Consider the following 20,106-nt stretch of genomic DNA (forward strand, 5'->3'; position numbering starts at 1 on the left):
TGCGATTATTATATCGGCTATTTTAATTCGTTCAAACCTGTTAGGGTTAGTCTTGTTTGTATTCTTTTACTGCATCAATAAATGCTTTGGCATTTTCAACTGGTACATTTGGTAGTATACCGTGACCTAAATTGACCACGTAGCTATCTTTACCAAATTCATTGATCATTTGGTGTACCATCTTCTTGATTTCAGATGGTGGAGACAACAAACGAGATGGGTCAAAGTTACCTTGTAACGTAATTTTACCACCACTTAAATAGCGTGCGTTCCTAGCAGAGCATGTCCAGTCGACACCTAAGGCAGAAGCGCCAGATTTTGCCATATCACCTAAAGCGAACCAACAACCTTTTCCAAAAACAATAACCGGAGCTTCGTCTTTTAAAGCATCGATAATTTGCTGAATGTATTGCCATGAGAATTCTTGATAATCGGTAGGCGATAACATACCGCCCCAAGAATCAAAAACTTGTACGGCATTTACACCTGCAGCAACTTTTGCTTTTAAGTATGCAATGGTAGTATCTGTAATTTTCTGAAGTAATTCGTGTGCAACAACCGGTTGTGTAAAGCATAATTCTTTAGCCTTATCGAACGTTTTGCTACCTTGACCTTGTACACAGTAGCATAAAATGGTCCAAGGAGAACCTGCAAAACCGATTAACGGAACTTCATCGTTCAATTTTTCTTTAGTTGCTTTTATAGCTTCCATTACGTACCCTAATGTTTCGTGAACATCTGGTACAATTACGCTATCTAAATCTTTCTGATTACGAATAGGGTTCGGTAAATACGGACCAAAATTCGGCTTCATTTCCACATGAATATTCATAGCCTGTGGGATCACCAAAATATCACTGAATAATATAGCGGCATCCATACCATATCTACGAATTGGTTGAACCGTAATTTCTGATGCCAATTCTGGAGTCTGACATCTAGTAAAGAAGTCATACTTTTCTTTGATGGCCATAAATTCAGGTAAATATCTACCTGCTTGACGCATCATCCACACTGGTGGTCTTTCTACCGTTTCACCTTTTAAGGCTTTTAGAAATAAGTCGTTTTTTAAACCCATATTTTTTATTGTTCGTCATTGCGAGGAGCCTTTTCGCTCCGAAGCAATCTGTTTGTTTGGTGTTCCTAAGAAACAGATTGCTTCGCTATGCTCGCAAAGACGTTAATTTTTAATTTTTTAGCCAACAGCCAACAGCCAACAGCCAACAGCTAGTCTCTATAATCCGCATTCACCAACTCAATAACACTTTCTACAGTAGGTATTTTGGCAACTTTTACTTCCTTGAAATGTTCTCTGGCAGCTTTTGCAGTGGTTTCGCCAATGCAATACGCAACTCTGTCTGTAGAATTCTCTTTTAAATAGCTTTCTACGTTCGACGGACTAAAAAACATAATCCCTTTTGCACTTTTTGGTATTGCTTTACCTGAAAGTTTGGTTCTGTAAGCTTCTACAGCGTTTACCTCAATGTTATTTTCCTCTAAGATGCTTGGTAGCTCTTCTAAACTTAAATTACCATGAAAATAGGTAACCTCGGTACCATCAATAAACTCCACTAAATGGTTGGCTAAATCTTTTGCATTATTTTCATAATGTGTCACCTTACCAAATGTGTTTTTTATTAATCTACGTGTTTTTCTACCAACACAATAGATGTTTTCAAAGTCTAACTCAGCAACATCTCTACTTGCCAATACTGCTTCTACAGCATTTTTACTGGTGAAAACAACATTTTTATGTGGCTGTTTTAAGATAATGGGAGAAATACGATTCGGATTAATTTTTATAAAATCATCTGAATCGGCATTCACAGATATGTTTAATAATAACTGTTGTGGCGGAGTCAATTTTTTGGTTGAAAAAACGTTGACCTCTAATCCGGCATTTGCCAGTTCGGTCATTAATCGTTTGCCACCTCGTGCTAAAATACTTTTAGCGCAGTCAATACCTAAATTTTGATGCTTACCAAGTGGTGCGGTCAATTCTGCTTCCAGTTTTTTGCTTCCGTCAACATTCAATAAAACACCTTTTAAGGTAACAATATTTTCTTTGTTGATATAAGATAATGCTCCGATAGGTGCACTACACCCACCTTCTAATTCCCTAAGAAATTCTCTTTCAAGAGTAACACAGGTATCCGTTTCTTCATGGTTAAGTTGCGCACATGCTTCACGAATTTCTTCATCATCTTCCATAGCAACTACCATAATAGCACCTTGTGCAGGTGCAGGTAACATCCAGGTAAGTCCGATGGTGTTTTCTGGTTCTAAACCAATACGTTCTAATCCGGCAGCGGCGAAAATGGCACCATTCCAGTCATTTTCGTACAGTTTTTCTAAACGTCTATTGACATTTCCTCTTAAATCGACAACCGTATGTGTTGGGTATCTATTTAGCCATTGTGCCTGTCTGCGTAAACTACCGGTAGCAATTACACCTTCGCGAGATCCTAAAAACTCTTCATTGTCTTTAAACGCCATAATGTCCATGTAATTACCGCGTTTTAAAACCGCAGCTTTTACAATACCTTCTGGCAAGGCAGTAGGTACATCTTTCATAGAATGTACGGCAATATCAATATCACCATTGATCATGGCAACATCTAGTGTTTTGGTAAACACACCCGTAATTCCTAATTCGTATAGGGGTTTGTCAAGTATTAAGTCTCCTGTAGATTTTACAGGGACTAATTTTACTTTATGACCTAATGCTTGAAGTTGTTTTTTTACGGTATTTGCTTGCCATAGGGCTAATTCGCTATCGCGTGTGCCTAATCGTATTACTTTACTCATTTTTCGTCCAATTCTAATTGAAATACTTTTTGGATAAATTCTAAACTTGAATTGGAATCTACCGTGTCATCTTTTAGATGATTTGCAAATTGTTTGGTTATTTTTTGAATGATGCGATTGGTAACCACATCAGCTTGGTGCGAATTAAAATCGACCGTTTTTTTAGATTGGTAGTCTAACTCTTCGTCCTTAATAGTTTTCAATTTCTGCTTTAGAGCCTTAATTACTGGGGCAAATTTTCTAGTTTCTAACCATTGGTTAAAATCATTTTTCACCTCTTCGTTTATAGCCTCTGCATCTGGAATAAATTGCTTTCTGCGCTCTAAGGTTTCATCGGTCATTTGAGATAAATGATCTAAATGAATTACCGTAACATTATCCATTTCTGAAATAGAATCATCGACGTTTTTTGGTACGGAAAGATCTAATATCAATAATGGTTTGTTCGTATAGATTAATTCTTTGGTAATCGTAGGTTTTTGTGCACCTGTTGCAACTACCAATATATCAGAAGTTCTTATTTCTGATTGTAAATCGCCATAATCTTTCACCTTTAGGTTGAACTTGCCTGCTATTTGCTCAGCTTTACCTTTAGTTCTGTTGATTAGGGTGATATGCGGATTTTTAGTGTGCTTTATTAAATTCTCGCACGTATTGCGACCAATTTTTCCGGTTCCGAATAAAAGAATATTCTTCTCGGATACATTTTCAACATTACGCAAAATGTATTGTACAGACGCAAATGCTACCGAAGTGGCACCAGATGAAATTTCAGTTTCATTTTTAATACGCTTGCTCGCCTGTATAATGCTGTTACAAAGTCTTTCGATAAACGGATTGGCAATACCCAATTCTTTAGAACGCTTAAAACTTTGCTTTAACTGACTGATGATTTCAAAATCGCCTAATATTTGGCTATCTAACCCTGTACCTACTCTGAATAGGTGATTGATAGCTTCTTTATTTTTGTATACATACGCCACCTCTTGAAAAGCCTCAACGGTTCCGTTTGAGTGGTCACATAATAATTTTATAAGTTGAAAAGGATGTTGTGCAAAACCATGTAACTCGGTACGGTTACAGGTCGATGTCGCTAACAACCCATCTATCCCCTGGTTTTTGGCTTCTATTAAAAGTGCTTTTACAGCAACTTCGTCTAAGCTAAATTTACCACGGGCTTCAGCATCAGCCTTTTTGTAATTAAGGCCAATAGTGTAAAAGGAGTTGTGTTTAGAAATGTGATAGTCCTTCATAAAGCGGATACAAAAGTAGGAGCATCTATTCAATAAAAACAACGCTAGAGGTACAATTAATGTCGCCTGCCGAATTTTTGGTCAAAATATGATAAATATCAGTTTATTAACCATAATTTTATGATGGTTTCAACGAATTAAGCCTATTTTATTTAGATGCTTTCTAAATAGATATAAAAATAATTTAAGAATATGGAGATAGAAAGTAACGCTCAAGGGTCGTACGACGAAGTTTTAATTGAAGACGGATTTTATGTGCTTAAATTTCAGAATGAAGAAGATGTAGCAGTACACTATACCCGCGAAATTAATAAACGATTTATCCAATTTCACTTTTGTTTAAAGGGAAGTGGTACGTATAACTTCAATCAAGGCAATTATAGTTTAGATGTTCGCGAAGAGAATTCTTTGTTGCTGTATAATACGCAGTTAGACCTACCGTTGAATTTAAAGTTAGATCCAAAATCTTCTTTAGTGTCTGTAGTAATGACCTTAAGAAAGTTTCATTCCTTATTTACTGCAGAAGCAGATTATATTCCGTTTTTAAGTTCAGATAATAAAGAAAAGAAGTATTATTCTCAAGAACCGTTTTCACCTTCAATAGCAGTTATTTTGAGTCAGATCGTGAACTATAATCTACATCCCTCTATAAAATCTCTTTATGTAAAAGGTAAAATTTACGAATTAATAGCCTTGTATTTTAATAGGAGTCCGAATGCAGATATTGAACAATGCCCGTATTTAGCAGATGAGGAAAATGTAAAAAAGATTAAAAAAGCTAAGGAAATTATTTTGGCGAATATGGCAGAGCCGCCAACATTGGCTGATTTATCAAGAGAAATAGGCCTGAGTTTAAAACGCCTGAAAGAAGGTTTTAAGCAAATTTATGGCGATTCGGTCTATAGCTTTTTATTTGACCATAAAATGGAATATGCTAAGCGTCTTTTAGAAACCGGTCAGTATAATGTCAATGAAATTGGACTCAAAGTAGGGTATAGTACCTCTAGTCATTTTATTGCGGCTTTTAAGAAGAAGTATAATACCACACCTAAAAAATACCTTTTGGCGTTAGCAGGTAGTTAGAAAATTATAATGGTCTTGCAACCATTATACCTGTGTTGCTCTTTATGCCTTTTAAATATTCTGCGAGCGGTTTTTTAGAAATTTCAACTTCCATTGATCCGGTCGAAGCATGTAGTAAATGGATTCTACCATCTTTTTCTCGTGTAGCGATACCGGTATGGGTAACATCTAATCCGTTTATAGAAGTGGCCAATGCTATGATGTCTCCAGATTGGATTAAATGTTCGTTTTCGGCAATCTTATCTTGAGCAAGTACACAAATAGCCTGATTGTTTAAATAGTTTTCAGAAGCTTTAATTTTTGAGAAATTAGCATCATCGGAAAGAAAAGGATACAAATCTCTATGAGTACTCATGAAATCAATATCTTTTGTAATTTCTGTACCACCAATTTCACCGGTAATATCTTTAAGAAGTCCTTTCTCTGCATTGTTCGCAATCCACTCAGAAAAGTAATGTAATCGCGATGCGTAACCATTTAGTTTACCGTCTTTATATCTAATTACCTCTAGGTTTTTAACGAAAGCATCAAATGAAAGGTCATTTTCTCTTAAAAGTTTAGAAAGGTCCAATACATTTTCAACAAATGTGGTACAATCTAACCCTTGAAGATTTACGACCAATGTTTCGGTATCACCAATTTCTAATGTTTTAGCAACATATGGAGTCTTCATAAACGTTTTACCAACGCTCACCATAGTTTCCCCGATATCACCATTATACATGCCGACTATTTCAACTAGTTTACTCTCAACAGCGCTCTTGTCTTTTGGAGAACAGGTGATTTGTTGGGCTTGAACTGTAATGCATCCAAAGAGAAAAAGAAATAGAAATGTATGTTTCATAAAGCTAAATTAGGTATTGTTCTTCTCATCAGTAGATTTTTCCAACAGAACTCTATTCCTCGCAATGCTTTCTGGGTAATTTTGCTGTAAGAATGTAATTAGTTTTTCGCGAACAAGCACACGTAAATCCCAAGCTGTTGGTGAATCTTTCGCGCTCATTAATGCTCTTATTTCTACACTGTTTTGCTTGCTCTCCGTTACTTGTAGTACATTAACCTCTTTATCCCAAAGGTCTGTGCTTTCTAGTATTTTGGTCAACTCTTCTCGTAGTGCATCAAAAGAGACATTGTAATCGGTATATAAAAACACGGTTCCTAGAATATCAGATGATGTTTTGGTCCAGTTTTGAAAAGGTTTTTCAATAAAGTAGGGCGTAGGTACAATCAGTCTTCTTTTATCCCAAATTTTCACCACAACATAGGTCAATGTAATTTCTTCAATGCGGCCCCATTCTCCTTCAACGATAACAACATCGTCTATTTTAATAGGTTGCGCAATGGCAATTTGAATACCTGCCAATACGGTACCAATCATTTTTTGAGCTGAGAAACCAATAATAATTCCAGCAACACCGGCCGAGGCAAAGATACTTACGCCTAATTCTCGTATACTTTCAAAACTCATTAAAACTGCCCCAATTGCCAATAAAATAATAGTGAACATAAAAATGCGTTCTAAAATATTGAACTGGGTGTAGATTTTACGGGCTCTTAAATTATTTTCTACATGAACATCATAGTTACTAACGATAATTTTTTTAATGATTTTTAAAAGATTTAACAGTAGCCAAGTAACCGAGAAAATAAATAAAATGGTGCTTGTTTTTTTGAAGAAATATTCATGTTCGTTTAAATGCAATAATTTTCGTAGCGCTTCTGAACGAATGAGTATTGATATGAAAATAAAAAAGATAGGCCAACTTAGTTTTCTAAAAGTACCTTCGGGCAAGAGGTATTTAGGATCTTTACCAAATTTTCGAAGAAAATAGGATATTAACCAATAAGCGAAAAGAATGGCTGCAATAGATACTAAAAATAAATAAAGTTCACTTCTAGGTATAGTATCAAAAAATGTATTCATTTTCAAATGTTTAGTGGTTTTTAATTAAATACAACTTACTAAAATTTAATAGGACTAAAAATTTATTGACTAGTTATTAGATTGCTTTATGAGAGTATAGAAAAACTATTGCCCGAAATTAAATTATCATCGATTTGCATGTGTTATTTTTGCAATCGAATAACAAACACATACGCTATGAAAGGAGTATTATTGGTCAATTTGGGTTCGCCAGAGAGTCCTACCGCAAAAGATGTTAAGCCCTATTTAGATGAATTTTTAATGGATGAGCGTGTAATTGATGCTCCTAAATGGTTAAGAACTATTCTAGTAAGAGGAATAATTTTGCAGACTAGACCAAAGAAATCTGCGAAGGCGTATGCTAAAATTTGGTGGGAAGAAGGTTCTCCGTTAATTGTTATCTCTGAGCGTTTCTCCAATAAATTGAAAACACAGACCGAAATGCCAGTGGCTTTAGGTATGCGTTACGGCACCATGTCTATTAAAAAGGCAATGCAAGAGTTAAAAGATAAAGGTGTTGACGATGTACTTTTAGTTCCGTTATATCCACATTATGCGATGTCTAGTTTTGAGACGGTAGTTGTAAAAGTGTTGGAAGAGCAAAAAGCAGGCTTTCCTGAAATGAAAATAACGACGTTACCTGCTTTTTATAAGCATCCGGAGTTTATTAAAGCACTTTCGGAAAGTATAAAAGACGGATTAGAAGGTTTTGATTATGATCATATTCTATTTTCATACCACGGTATTCCTGAGCGTCATATTCGTAAAAGTGATCCTACCAGTTTTCATTGTAAAATTGACGGCACTTGTTGTAAAGTAAATTCTGTTGCGCATAATACATGTTACAGACATCAAGTATATGATACTACCGAAATGGTTAAGGCGTATTTAGGATTAAAAGAAGAGCAAGTGAGTTCTTCGTTTCAATCGCGTTTGGCAGGTGATCCATGGTTAAAACCGTATACTGATTATGAGTTTGAAAGGCTAGCTAAAGAAGGCAAGAAAAAGTTGGCTGTTATTACCCCTGCATTTGTAAGTGATTGTTTAGAAACATTGGAAGAAATTGCAATGGAAGGTAAAGAGCAGTTTATGGAAGCCGGTGGTGAAGAATACAAGCATATTCCATGTATGAACGATAACGACACTTGGGTAAACGTAATGGCGAAGTGGGTCAATGATTGGCATGCTACAGATAAACTAGATGTAGTACCTAGTACCTAATAATATCAAAATTCTTAGAAAATCACTGCTATGAAAATCGAAGAAATAGAAATTATATTACAACCGTTAAGAGAGAAATTAAGAAATCATGCACTTTATTCGGAACTGAAATCAGTATCTGATATTCAAATATTCATGGAAAGTCATGTGTATGCCGTATGGGATTTTATGTCGCTTTTAAAAGCCCTGCAGATTAACTTAACTTCTACTTCATTGCCTTGGAAGCCGGTGAAGAACACAAATACCGCTCGGTTTATTAATGAGATTGTTTTGGAAGAAGAAACAGATGTTAATGAGCTCGGAGTTTTAAAAAGTCATTACGAAATGTATTTAGATGCCATGGTCGAAGTTGGTGCAGATACTAGTAAAATAAAGAAGTTTTTGAACGGAATTGGTGATTTGGATAGTGTTTTACAAACTATTGAAAATTCTGATTTGAACGAAGCTGTAAGGTCCTTCTTAACATTCACTTTTGAAACGATACAAACACAAGAGCCTCATAAAATTGCTGCTGCATTTACTTTTGGCAGGGAAGATTTAATACCAGATATGTTCTTGAAAATTGTAGAACAGGCTGGGGAAGATGCATACCCTAAATTGGAATATTATTTAAGAAGGCATATTGAATTGGATGGGGATGAACACGGTCCGCTTTCGCTGAAAATGATACAAGAATTGTGCGGAGAAAGTGATTCTAAATGGCATGAAGTTTTGGAATGCTCGGAAAAAGCATTGCAACAGCGCATTAACCTATGGGACCATATTGCAAAGGCAATTCAGCAAAATAAAGAAATTACAGTTTAACATTATCATCTAAGATGGTATACTAATTCAAAACCACACTAATGGCAAACGTTTCCGCAGAACAACTGGGCACGGAATCAATTTCGAGTTTGCTTATAAAACAAGCGCTACCTGCTAGTATAGGCATACTGGTAATGTCTTTGAATGTTCTGGTAGATTCTATTTTTGTGGGTAATTGGATCGGTTCTATTGCCATTGCCGCAATTAATGTTGTGCTGCCCATTTCCTTTTTTATTGGTGCTTTAGGTATGGCAATCGGTATTGGTGGTGCGAGTATTATTTCTCGTGCTTTAGGAGCTAATACTAAAGAAAAAGCACTGCGGACATTTGGTAATCAAATTTCATTTACCATATTGATTACTGTCATTATGGTGGCAGTGGGGTTAACTTTCGTAGATACTCTAATACCAGCTTTTGGTGGAAAAGGCTCTATATTCGAGCTCGCTAAAATCTACTATGTTATCGTTTTGTATGGTGTGCCGTTTTTGGCACTTAATATGATGGGTAATACGGTAATTAGAGCAGAAGGCAAGCCTAAGTTTGCTATGATAGCGATGATTATTCCGTCAATTGGTAATCTGGTTTTAGATTATGTGCTGATCAACGTTTTAGACTATGGAATGGCAGGTGCTGCCTGGGCAACTACAATCAGTTATTTTCTTTGTTTTAGTTATATCTTATACTTTTTTCGGTCTAAAAATTCTGAATTAAAACTGAGTGCCCAGTATTTCAGAATAGACTTTTCGATTATAAAAGAAATTAGCTCGCTAGGTGTAGTAACACTATCTCGTCAGGCGGTAGTAAGTATCATTTATTTACTGATGAACAATATTCTTTTTGATTTAGGAGGCGAAGCTATGGTGGCCGTATATGCCATAATTGGTAGGATGTTGATGTTTGCCCTTTTTCCTGTATTCGGCGTTACGCAAGGCTTCTTGCCAATTGCAGGTTTTAATTACGGTGCCCAAAAATATCATAGGGTAAAGGAGTCTATATATACCGCTATAAAATTTGCTGCAATTTTGGCGACGATTGTTTTCGCGGGACTCATGATTTTTCCGGCAGAAATAGCAGGACTCTTTTTGAGTAATAAGCCAGACATGAGTGCATTGGAACTTGCCACTAATGCTTTTGTTTTAGAGAATACACCATCTGCCATGCGTTGGGTATTTGCTGCTACTCCCATTATTGCACTTCAGCTTATTGGTGCCGCTTACTTTCAAGCAATAGGTAAAGCTGTACCAGCATTGTTATTGACCTTATGTCGACAAGGCTTTTTCTTTATTCCTTTAATTTTAATACTACCTAATTACCTTGGCGAATTAGGCGTGTGGATTTCCTTCCCCATTGCAGATGTACTTGCGACCATTGTTACTGGCTATTACTTGAGAAAAGAGATCAATAAAACGTTGGTGATTTAACCCTTAGATTTGGATTTTTATTATGTTTAGTTGCTTTATTATCGTTTAATTAGGTTATTTCCTTATTTTTTTGATAAATACCTAGTATTAGGTATGTTAGGTTTTCATATAAAATGTTAAATTGTTCATTGAACACAACAACTTAAAAATATGAGAATACTTCTTTTTATTTCAATTCTAGTAAGTTACGTAGCAATCAGTCAAGACAAACCAAGAACAGGGTTGTTATTTGATGATGACGCTTATATGAAAACTCCAATAAAAGCACAGAATGTCGCTTTTCAAGATGTTGTAACCGAAACAACTAATGCATCGATAAAACAATTTGCGCCTATGATTAAAAACCAAGGTACTTATGGAACTTGTGTTGGTTGGGCAAGTGCTTATTATGGTCGAACAATAATTAATGCGAGATTAAATAATGAATTGGACTCAGTTAAAATTAACGAAAATTCATTTTCACCAGTTTTTACGTATTTAAATGCAAATGTAGAAGGCGATTATAATTGTCAGGGAGGTGCTTTTATAGGAAAAGCGATGGAAACTATGGTAGAAAAAGGTGTGCCATATTATAAGGATTTTAATGTCATGTGCGAAACTGATATTTCTGATGATTTATTAAAATTAGCTGAAAAACATAAAATTAAAGATTTTACAAGACTTTTTGGGGCTGATGAGCCAGAAGCAGAAAAAGTTGATAATGTAAAGCGATCTTTGATTAATGGTAATCCTGTTATCATTGGTTTTATGGTGGAAGATTCATTTTTTAGTGCTAAAAATGTTTTTGAGCCAGATAATTTAGGCTCAGATGGTGGTCATGCTATGTGTGTTGTTGGGTTCGATGATGACAAGTACGGCGGTTCTTTTGAGGTAATTAATAGTTGGGGTCCTTCTTGGGGAAATAATGGATATATGTGGATTAGATATAGTGATTTTCCAAATTATACACGTTATGCTTTTGAAATGATTCCGTTTACAGCCAAGCCTGCAGAGAAAAAGATGCTTGCAGGAGAACTTGAATTAATATTAAAAGATGGTAGTTTAATGGAAGTTAGTAAAGGAACCGGTACTTATGAAGGTTCTGTATTTGGTTTTCAAGATGTTGTTGTGGAGGAGGATGAGGAAAGTATTGGAGACTATTCCACTAAAGAGAGTTATCCAATTGAGACTTGGTATAGGATTAATACTAAAGTAGACCAACCTGCTTACGTTTATGTATTAGGTTGGGATTCTGATAATGAGGGGTCATTATTATTTCCTGATGAGAATGGTATTAAGGATGGTATAAGTCCTTATATAAATTCTAATAAAGAGGAAGTTATCATTCCCTCATTAAAATCTGGAAAAAGGCAATTTTTTCGTCTTAATAAGGAAGTTGATTCAGATTTTACTATTGTTATCTTCTCATTAGACAAAATAGACTTAGCAGCTGTTAAAAAACAAATGGAGGATATGGATGGAGAAATGCTAGACAAACTCTACCTTATTTTTAATGATAAGCTAATTTCTAAAGACAATATAGAAATGAATGAGGAAAAGATGGGATTTAAAGCGGAGTTTGAAAAAGGTTCTATGGCCATGATGATTTTAGATATTAAAAGGTCTTAAATATGCCAAAATTTAAAGTAATTATTATCAGTTTTTTGTTTATTATCTCCTGTAATTGCCAGAAAAAGCTAAAAAAGGGAGCTGGACAGGTTGAAGCAAAAATTGAAAGTGATTACATATCGTCAGTACTTGAAGATAAAAATTTCAATACTCTTTTAAATACGAATATGATTATTGCCTATGACATAAAACAACAATTAATAGAAGGCACAAAAGATGAGTATTCTAATAAGCTATTTCTAAGTGATACTCTTAGTCAATCTAAAAGGAATAAGCTATTAATACGCTTAAAAAGCGATGCTTCTTATGACTGGAATTCGTTACCAAAGGATAAAAACTTCGAACCTAAAAAACAGTATTTATTAAAAAGTGATACAGGAAGACTTACCTTATTAATTGACAGTAATTTTGAAAGAATAGGGTTTATTAATTTAGAAGGACAGAAAATAGTACATCTTACTAGAGAGATGTCAGAATTCATGAAAAAACTATAGAATAGATGCATAGACTTTTGTTGTTTTATTTAGTGATATTATACGTTAATTTCTCATTTTCTCAAAGTTACCAAGATGTGGTGGTTGAAGATACGGGAGGCACAAAAACCATTGAAATAAATAGGCAGAATTTAGAAATCGAGAAGGCGGCAAAAGACATTGTTGCACAGATTGGATTACCTCAGAATTTTGTTTTACAAGCTAGTTCTGAATATAAAAACAATGCGGTTGCCAAAATGAAAACAGGTGATGACGGTAGAGTAAGAAGATATGTGGTTTATGACCCAAAGTTTTTTGATAATATTAATTTTTCAGCTAAAAATAAGTGGGCTGCGATATCTATTTTAGCGCATGAAATAGGTCACCATTTAAATAATCATTCTTTAAATAATGATGGTAGCAAATATGAATATGAATTATTAGCAGATAATTGGTCTGGATTTGTTCTAAGAAAAATGGGCGCCAGTTTATTAGATGCACAAAGTGCAATACAAACATTGAAAGATCCTAAGACTCGTAGTAAAACTCATCCGCCAAAAAATGAGCGTCTAGCTAGTATTGAAAGAGGCTGGAGAAGTGGACAAAAAGGTTTAGATAAGTTTACTAAAGAAGAAGAAATAACTGCTGGTCAGGTTCAGGATAAATTCATAAAATCAGTAGGGTTTAGTAGTAATACTAAAATTCATACTTACAGTTATACTGAGCAACTTATTTTGGATGAGGAAATTGACGCAAAAAATATTGGAAAGGAATTCATTGATATTATTTACGGATATGGAACTTTCAAATGTATAGGTGTAGGAAGTAAAGGCTTTTTAAAAACTAGCTTAACCGACGGAACTCAATACTTAATTAAGAATAATACAAACTTTTATAAAAAAAGTAAGGCTCAAAAGTCTAAATGGGAACAAGGTATATACCCTTACATGAACAGTCCATATGTGAATCATTCTAAAATAGAGATTCTTCCAAATATTAAATCACCTTTTGCTAATTTAATTCAAGAATTAGTGAAAGTGAAGCATAGCGATACTATTAGTTTTAATACTATAAGAACAATAGATGGAATTCCTTGTTTTGAATTAGAGATAAACTCTAAACTAATTGAAAATTCAAAGTCAAGTAAAACTGTTGAAATTTTAACAAATGAAAAATATTATTATAATGTAGACTCAGGGTTACTTTATTTTATTTCCAATAAAACAATTGAGAGAAAATTAAAAAAGCAAAAAATATTATCAACTATTATTTTAGAAACTGAAACCTCCGTAAAGAATTATAGCATGGTAAATAACTATTTGTTTCCACATGAATTTAAAACCAACACAAAGATTACCAAGGATGGGCAAACTCCTAAATTAATTAGTCAGACGCGTGTAATATCGGAAATTTTATTGAATCCTAAAATTGATGAAGCGCTTTTTAACGTCAATCTAAACTAAGGTTTGTATAAATTAGCCACCCGTCCTTTAATTAAGTCAAAAATTTGGCAACAGATACCACTTTTGAAAGAAACTTTCTTTTGCATGCTTTTTTCATTTATAGTGTTAGGTATTGTATTACTCATTGGACTTAATTTAAGTTTTTTTAGTCCCTTTAAAAATGCCTTTAAAGATTTCAGTTATTTGGATTTATACTATTCCGAAAGACTAAATGAAGATCATTTTGCATTAAATGACGATATAATATTAGTTAATATTGATAGACTTAATAGAAAGCAAATTGCGGAGGTTATAGATGCCCTCAAAAAATCTGGACCAAAGGTTATAGGTTTAGACGTAATTTTTAAAGAAACTGAGGATCCAATTTGGGATAATTATTTAGCCAGTAAATTAGATGATGAGTCTTTAATCTTTGCGTATTCCATAGTTAATAAAAGTGAAGTTTATACAGATAGTTCTATTCATACAATTAATAATAATAAAGGGTATGCTAATTTTAATTTTGATACGGATGCTGTCGTAATTAGGGATTTTCAAGGCGTTAAAAAATCAGATACCAAAACATTGGTTTCTTTTCCTGTTATGGTTGCTAAAAAATATAAGGGTAATAATTGGTTTATAGAAAAAGAGAGTTATTTTGAAAAGGAGAGACCTATAAATTATTCTGGAAAAAGAGAAGAGTTTTTAATATTGGAAAGTAAAGATATAATTGGAGAAAGGTTAATTCCATTTATACAAGACAAAATTGTTCTGGTAGGATATTTAGGAAATGAAATGACCTACACATTTGATATAGAAGACAAACATTACACACCAATGAATGCAAAATTTGTAGGTAAGTCTCCTCCAGATGCTTTCGGTCTTGTAATACATGCGAATATTGTGCAAATGCTTATCAGTAATACATATATACAAGTTGTGCCCAATTGGGTTTTGACTATATTGACTGTTATGCTTACGTTTATATCTTTAGCTTATTTCATTTACATAAGTAAGAAAATGTTGGCTAGCTACGTATTAAGGCTAAATTTAGTTCAATTAATGTTTGCCACTTTATTTATATGGATATCGTTGCTGTTCTTTAAGAAGGGAATTTTATTTAAAATAACCTCCATAACAGCAGTAGTTGTTTTTAGTATGGGTTTAATAGGGTATTATAAAAAACTAGCACATTATTTATTTAAAAGGTTTAAATGGGAAGGATTTTTTTATCACAATTAGTAACCTGCATTCTTTTATTCTTTTTAGGATTTAATATTTGCATGGCACAGAATAGTTATTATGTATTTAAAAAATCGGGAAAACCATTTTTAAATATAGATGCTCCGGTTTTACGGGGTAGTGTAATTGGTACTTCTGATGTCCTGTTACTACATAAAAAGGACACTGTATTTTTAATCAATGAGGTAGGGGAGCTATTTGAGCTAAAACAAGCAAATTCATATGCTTATAATTCTTTAAAAAATTATAAGAAGCAAGAGGAAGCAGATTCGTTTACAAAGAAATATTTTTCTTATGTGTGGAAACAATTTACAAATCAACAAAAAACAAGGCAGCGACCAGGAGTAGTTTATAGGGAAGACCGCAATATCAAATTGTTATCACCAAAGGATAGTATTAAAAAATATGTGCCTGAAATATTCTTTAAATGGAAAAATAATACAGATAGCACCAAGGTGTATTTTCATTTACAAGAAGTTGAAACAAACCATATTTTTAAAATAGGTCTTACTGGAAATGAGATTAAGTTATATAGAGATAATTTTATTTTGAAAAATGGTCGTGACTATAAGTGGGCTGTTACTAAAGAACCATACCCTAATTTTAGTGAAGTTAAGTTTAACAACTTTGAGCTTTTGAATAAAGATTCTTATTTGGCTTTAAAAAAAGAAATGGAGACATTAACGCTTGCATTGCAGTTACTGGGTTTTTCTGATGAGGATATAAAGACTGCCATTTGTTTAGATTATAAATTCTGTGAGAACTAATACTTCTATTAATGGCAAAAAATAAAAAAAGGAAAAAGAAAAAGAAGTTAAGGAAATGGATATTGTTCAGGGATGGATTGATAAATACGATACTGTCTTTAATAGTATGTTATTTATTGTCTTTTTTGTTTTTAAATATTTCCTTTTTTAATCCTTTAACTAAGGCACTTCAAGACTTTAGTTTTTTAGATGTATACTACTCCGAACGTTTAAATGAAAACCAAAAAGTAAATCCAAATATAGTACTCATAAATGTTGAACATAAAAGTCGTGAGGAAATAGGCGTGGCTCTAAAAGAACTGTTAAAAGCTAAACCTAAAGTAGTCGGTTTTGATATTATTTTGAAAGACTTTAAAAAGACTGCTGAAGATACTTTACTAGCTTTTAATTTAAACGATAAAAGGGTTATAAACTCATTAGTTATTACAGAACAAAACTTAATATCAAACCACCCTTTTTTTACTTTTAAAAATAAACCAGGGTTTGTAAATTTTAATTTCGAGAACCAAAACTCTGTCATACGTGATTTTGATAGTGAGAAATATGTTTTTAAAGGGAAACACGAATCTTTTTCGGTTATACTGGCTAGAGAATACTTACCGGAGAGATTATGGGATACATATAAATTAGATAAAAAATTAGAAGGTTCTAGAGTTATAAATTATCAAGGTAATCTCAATCATTTTTTAAATATGTCAATAGATGATTTTATGGCACTTAATGATAAGAGTATTGTAAAAGAAAAAATCGTTTTATTTGGTTATTTAGGAGCTCCTACAGGTAATGTCTATGATATAGAAGACAAACATTTTACGCCATTAAATTCAATAACATCGGGTAAAAGTATTCCCGATATGTTTGGGGTAGTAATTCATGCAAATATTATTGCTATGATAATTTCAAATAGTTTTATGCATAAAATACAAACCTTTTGGATTTTAATACTTACGTTTCTATTTAGTTTTTTAGCGAGTATTTATTTTATTTGGTTAAATAAAAAGCTAAAAATTAGTTATCGAACGGTTAGAAAAACAGTTTTATTTGTGTTTACTATACTATTAGTTTGGGTAACTTTACTGCTGTTCAAAGCAGGGATTGTTTTAAATTCTACTCCAATTATTGTTGTTACGGTCTTTAGTGCCGGGTTTATTAAATTCTATAAACACTTGGTACGTTGGCTAAACACTAAAACTAAATTTAAGTCATATTTAAATTAAGCCTACTTTATTTTTCTCGTGATTTGGCTATTATCTCTTGTTTGAATTTAGTATCGTTTTTTAGAATTATGAAAAAGCTTTGAATGTATTTTTTTGCCTCAATACAGGTCTTTTTATCTTCAAATAATAATTGATGTTCTTCAAAAAGTTCAAGAATTGAAGATTCTTTTTCTATGAATGACTGTCTAACCTTTTGCAATAGTTCTTCATCTCTTTTAAAACCTCTGTACAATCGTTGCTTTACATCAGTAATATCTAATGTTGTATTTTGAATGTTAGACACAACAGCATAGCTAGAATTTACAAAGCCAGACATATCAAAGTCGTATGGTAAAGGAATAGTTCTGCCAGCTTGAAAAATTAATTTTTGATTATGTTGATATGCGGTGGAAAAATCGGTGTTACCAATCATAAATTGAAAAAAAGCATTGGTGATAGAGGGTATTTCAGCCTGATTTAATGGGTGTACAAAGCGGTCTAAGACTTTTGCATTGTTTCTTTTGGCTACTACTTTATCATCCTCAATTAAAATTGCTTTTAAGAAATGTGTTTTAGGTTTTTTAGCAGCAAAAGCTTCTTCACCTTCGTAAATAGTTGCCTTACGTAAATTTTCAGGTACAAAGACTGCTAAAGGGTGAATTTCTGCCTTTTCTCCACGAGTATCTAAATATTCAATATTGGCTAAGCGGGTTCTAAAATGTTCGTTTGAAACAAGTTCATATATTTTATATGCTAAATATTCTTTTAAAACATCATCATTTGCTCTACATTGTAATAAGCAAGGAAGAACAATTTTTAATTTTTTATGCCCTTCAAAAAGAGTATTGTTCGAAAATGATTTTTTAATATTCAGTTTCAGAGGTGGGAAATAACAATTTGCTCTTCTGAAATTTCCACGAGCGTTTAAGAAAATAGGAATGGTATCCCAATTAGATTCTTGTTGAAAAATAAGATCTGAATATACTAGGCTTTTTTTGTCAGTATTTTTTTTTACTTGTTTGTTGTTGTATTCTAGTTTTAACTCTAAAATCGTTTTTTTATTAAATAAATTTTGCGATTTCACTGTTTGATAAAACACTAAGAACAAGAGCGATAATGGTTTTATGTACTTTTTATAAATTTTCATCCTTAATTAATTTTAAGGAATAAAACTTATAATTTGTGAACTTGAAGAACTTCCTTCTTGATCTTTGGTTATTACCTGAACATAGTAAGTTACCCCGGTCGTAAAATTTTCTGTTATCTCTGTTAGTTCAGAATTTTCTAAAACTATAGTTAAAGGAGGATTTTCTGTAGAAAGTAAGACATCATAGATTAAAGTATCATCACTATCTTCATCTCTTCCTATCCAAGATATAGTAATATTTTCATTCGAAGCGTTAATTTGAATTTCTGCAGGATAAGGAATATGATTATTTGTAGCATTTCCTAGAGTATAAAATGACCATACCTCTTTACTTGGAATAACTTCTTTCCCTCTTAGGCCAGAAACGAACCAATAATAAAGGGTTCCTCTATCTAATCTCATGATAGTGTCTTTTTTTGCGCTAACTAAACCAGTTAATTTATTTGTACTTTTAAAACTAGGATCCCTATCTATAGTAATTCTATATTTAGAAAAATTTGTATCAGAATCCCATAATAATTTTAGTTCTATCTTATCATTGCCTACTTGTTCACCATCAGGGCATACTTGAGCATTTGCTGGAAACGTTAAATCTACTTGGCCCTGTTCTTCAGTTTCTTTAAATTCACCTTTGCATGAAATCATAAGTAAGATGAACATTTTTAAAATCAGAATTAATTTTTTCATTATTATTCTTTTAAAATTTTAAAATTATATTGTCCAATTTCATTTGTAATTATTAAAAAGTACCATCCTTTGCTTAGACTTTCTAAGTTGATACGAATTAGAAATTCCTGATTCTTACTATTATCACTTAAAACCAAGCTTCCACTACTATCGAAAATTGAATAGGTCGCATTCTCTCCTGATATCCCGTTAATTGATATTACACTTTTAACAGGGTTCGGATAATATTTAATTTCACCTACAATTAATTCTTGACTAAAAATTCCTTGACAATCAGAATCACCTTTAATTATTATGGTATTTTCACCTGAAGCTAGAGGTACCTTTACCGTGTTTTTAGAGGTGCTAGAAAATTGATAGTCATAATTATTTTCATTAACATTAACCTCATAGGAAAGGCTTCCTTGTAAAGAAATTTGAGCAAATTGATTAGTTGAGTCTATTTCTAAAACTTCCGCTATTAAATCTTCAAAATTTGTAATAGATGTGCTATAACATTGTTCCCAATTAGGAAATTCATCTAATGTTAAACATACAGTATAAGCTCCTTTCGATAATTGACTTATTCTTAATGGTGTATTTAATGAAATTGTGTTATTTTGACCTACACTATTTAAACTAACTCGAAAAACAAAATCCGATGAAGTTTCTAATAAAATTTCTCCATTATTAACATCTGCGCAAGTAGCATTTGTTATTATGATACTTATATCTTCTTGATTTAGGTTTGGACTTGTAATTGGGTTGTCATCATCGGTATTGGTACCCGTTACGGTCTGGTCTGCAACGGTATCATACGCATCATCACTTACAGCATCGTTAATGGAGAGGTTAATCAGGTAGTTCTGTGTTCCATCTAAAACGGTATCATCCTGCCCAGTGACGGTAACGGTCTGTGGAATATTCCAGTTTGCGTTGGTAAATGTTAGGAAAGTGGGTGTTGTGACGGCTTCTGCTGTATTATTTGAAGCGAGGTCGATAACCACGTCGGTAGCTGGTTGCAAACCGAGTACTACTGTAAAATTGTCGG

General features: G+C 33.1%; 18 protein-coding genes. 10 read left to right on the forward strand and 8 right to left on the reverse strand.

All coding sequences use genetic code 11. From position 1 onward, the window contains the following. Positions 1 to 46 precede the first annotated feature (46 nt). The 3 genes from hemE to hemA all read right to left on the reverse strand — a co-directional run bounded on the left by hemE (position 47) and on the right by hemA (position 4,061). Positions 47 to 1,078: a uroporphyrinogen decarboxylase gene (gene hemE / locus CLV90_RS02575; protein ID WP_133685956.1), complete on the reverse strand. Its 1,032-nt coding sequence runs from the start codon at positions 1,076 to 1,078 to the stop codon at positions 47 to 49. A gap of 149 nt (positions 1,079 to 1,227) precedes the next feature. Then, complete coding sequence (gene hemC / locus CLV90_RS02580; protein WP_133685957.1) at positions 1,228 to 2,808, reverse strand: hydroxymethylbilane synthase; 1,581 nt, start codon at positions 2,806 to 2,808, stop codon at positions 1,228 to 1,230. Continuing rightward, entirely contained in the window at positions 2,805 to 4,061 is a 1,257-nt protein-coding gene (gene hemA, locus CLV90_RS02585) for a glutamyl-tRNA reductase (protein WP_133685958.1), read from the reverse strand. Before hemA ends, hemC begins: the two co-directional genes overlap by 4 nt. A gap of 192 nt (positions 4,062 to 4,253) precedes the next feature. Between hemA and CLV90_RS02590 the strand changes: the two genes are divergently transcribed. Then, positions 4,254 to 5,144, forward strand: a complete 891-nt coding sequence (locus tag CLV90_RS02590; RefSeq protein WP_133685959.1) for a helix-turn-helix transcriptional regulator — start codon at positions 4,254 to 4,256, stop codon at positions 5,142 to 5,144. Positions 5,145 to 5,148: 4 nt separating this feature from the next. On the opposite strand, the gene CLV90_RS02595 is transcribed toward CLV90_RS02590, so the two are convergent. Both CLV90_RS02595 and CLV90_RS02600 read right to left on the reverse strand, forming a co-directional pair. Further along, on the reverse strand, positions 5,149 to 5,988 hold the full coding sequence (locus tag CLV90_RS02595) for an N-acetylmuramoyl-L-alanine amidase-like domain-containing protein (protein WP_133685960.1): 840 nt from the start codon (positions 5,986 to 5,988) through the stop codon (positions 5,149 to 5,151). A 9-nt stretch (positions 5,989 to 5,997) separates the two neighbouring features. Further along, positions 5,998 to 7,068, reverse strand: coding sequence for a mechanosensitive ion channel family protein (locus CLV90_RS02600; RefSeq protein WP_133685961.1), 1,071 nt, complete (start codon positions 7,066 to 7,068; stop codon positions 5,998 to 6,000). 177 nt (positions 7,069 to 7,245) lie between these two features. On the opposite strand from CLV90_RS02600, the gene hemH reads away from it, so the two are divergent. The 9 genes from hemH (at position 7,246) to CLV90_RS02645 (ending at position 17,263) form a co-directional block, all read left to right on the forward strand. Then, positions 7,246 to 8,289, forward strand: a complete 1,044-nt coding sequence (gene hemH / locus CLV90_RS02605; RefSeq protein ID WP_133685962.1) for a ferrochelatase — start codon at positions 7,246 to 7,248, stop codon at positions 8,287 to 8,289. A 30-nt stretch (positions 8,290 to 8,319) separates the two neighbouring features. Further along, on the forward strand, positions 8,320 to 9,093 hold the full coding sequence (locus CLV90_RS02610) for a DUF3050 domain-containing protein (RefSeq protein WP_133685963.1): 774 nt from the start codon (positions 8,320 to 8,322) through the stop codon (positions 9,091 to 9,093). Between the two features lie 41 nt (positions 9,094 to 9,134). Continuing rightward, on the forward strand, positions 9,135 to 10,514 hold the full coding sequence (locus CLV90_RS02615) for an MATE family efflux transporter (protein ID WP_133685964.1): 1,380 nt from the start codon (positions 9,135 to 9,137) through the stop codon (positions 10,512 to 10,514). A gap of 150 nt (positions 10,515 to 10,664) precedes the next feature. Then, the gene (locus tag CLV90_RS02620) at positions 10,665 to 12,122 is read left to right on the forward strand and encodes a C1 family peptidase (RefSeq protein ID WP_133685965.1); all 1,458 of its coding nucleotides are present in this window, start codon (positions 10,665 to 10,667) and stop codon (positions 12,120 to 12,122) included. Between the two features lie 2 nt (positions 12,123 to 12,124). Next, entirely contained in the window at positions 12,125 to 12,616 is a 492-nt protein-coding gene (locus CLV90_RS02625) for a hypothetical protein (RefSeq protein WP_133685966.1), read from the forward strand. A 5-nt stretch (positions 12,617 to 12,621) separates the two neighbouring features. Then, a complete protein-coding gene (locus CLV90_RS02630) occupies positions 12,622 to 14,058 on the forward strand; it encodes a M48 family metalloprotease (RefSeq protein ID WP_133685967.1) in 1,437 nt (478 codons plus the stop codon). Between the two features lie 3 nt (positions 14,059 to 14,061). Further along, a complete protein-coding gene (locus CLV90_RS02635) occupies positions 14,062 to 15,279 on the forward strand; it encodes a CHASE2 domain-containing protein (protein ID WP_133685968.1) in 1,218 nt (405 codons plus the stop codon). Then, positions 15,252 to 16,046, forward strand: coding sequence for a hypothetical protein (locus CLV90_RS02640; RefSeq protein WP_133685969.1), 795 nt, complete (start codon positions 15,252 to 15,254; stop codon positions 16,044 to 16,046). Before CLV90_RS02635 ends, CLV90_RS02640 begins: the two co-directional genes overlap by 28 nt. An 11-nt stretch (positions 16,047 to 16,057) precedes the next feature. After that, entirely contained in the window at positions 16,058 to 17,263 is a 1,206-nt protein-coding gene (locus CLV90_RS02645; protein WP_133685970.1) for a CHASE2 domain-containing protein, read from the forward strand. 7 nt (positions 17,264 to 17,270) lie between these two features. Here the strand turns inward: CLV90_RS02645 and CLV90_RS02650 are convergent, their stop codons facing one another. From CLV90_RS02650 to CLV90_RS19170, 3 genes are all read right to left on the reverse strand, one after another. Continuing rightward, the gene (locus tag CLV90_RS02650) at positions 17,271 to 18,389 is read right to left on the reverse strand and encodes a hypothetical protein (RefSeq protein ID WP_243835249.1); all 1,119 of its coding nucleotides are present in this window, start codon (positions 18,387 to 18,389) and stop codon (positions 17,271 to 17,273) included. A gap of 12 nt (positions 18,390 to 18,401) precedes the next feature. Next, positions 18,402 to 19,076 (reverse strand): hypothetical protein, encoded by a 675-nt coding sequence (locus tag CLV90_RS02655; RefSeq protein ID WP_133685971.1) that lies wholly within the window; start codon positions 19,074 to 19,076, stop codon positions 18,402 to 18,404. Between the two features lie 2 nt (positions 19,077 to 19,078). After that, positions 19,079 to 20,106, reverse strand: a 1,028-nt coding sequence (locus tag CLV90_RS19170) for a T9SS type A sorting domain-containing protein (protein WP_166638522.1), incomplete at its 5' end; no start/stop codon positions are given.

It is taken from the genome of Maribacter spongiicola (assembly GCF_004364165.1).
GTDB classification, from domain to species: Bacteria; Bacteroidota; Bacteroidia; order Flavobacteriales; family Flavobacteriaceae; genus Maribacter; species Maribacter spongiicola.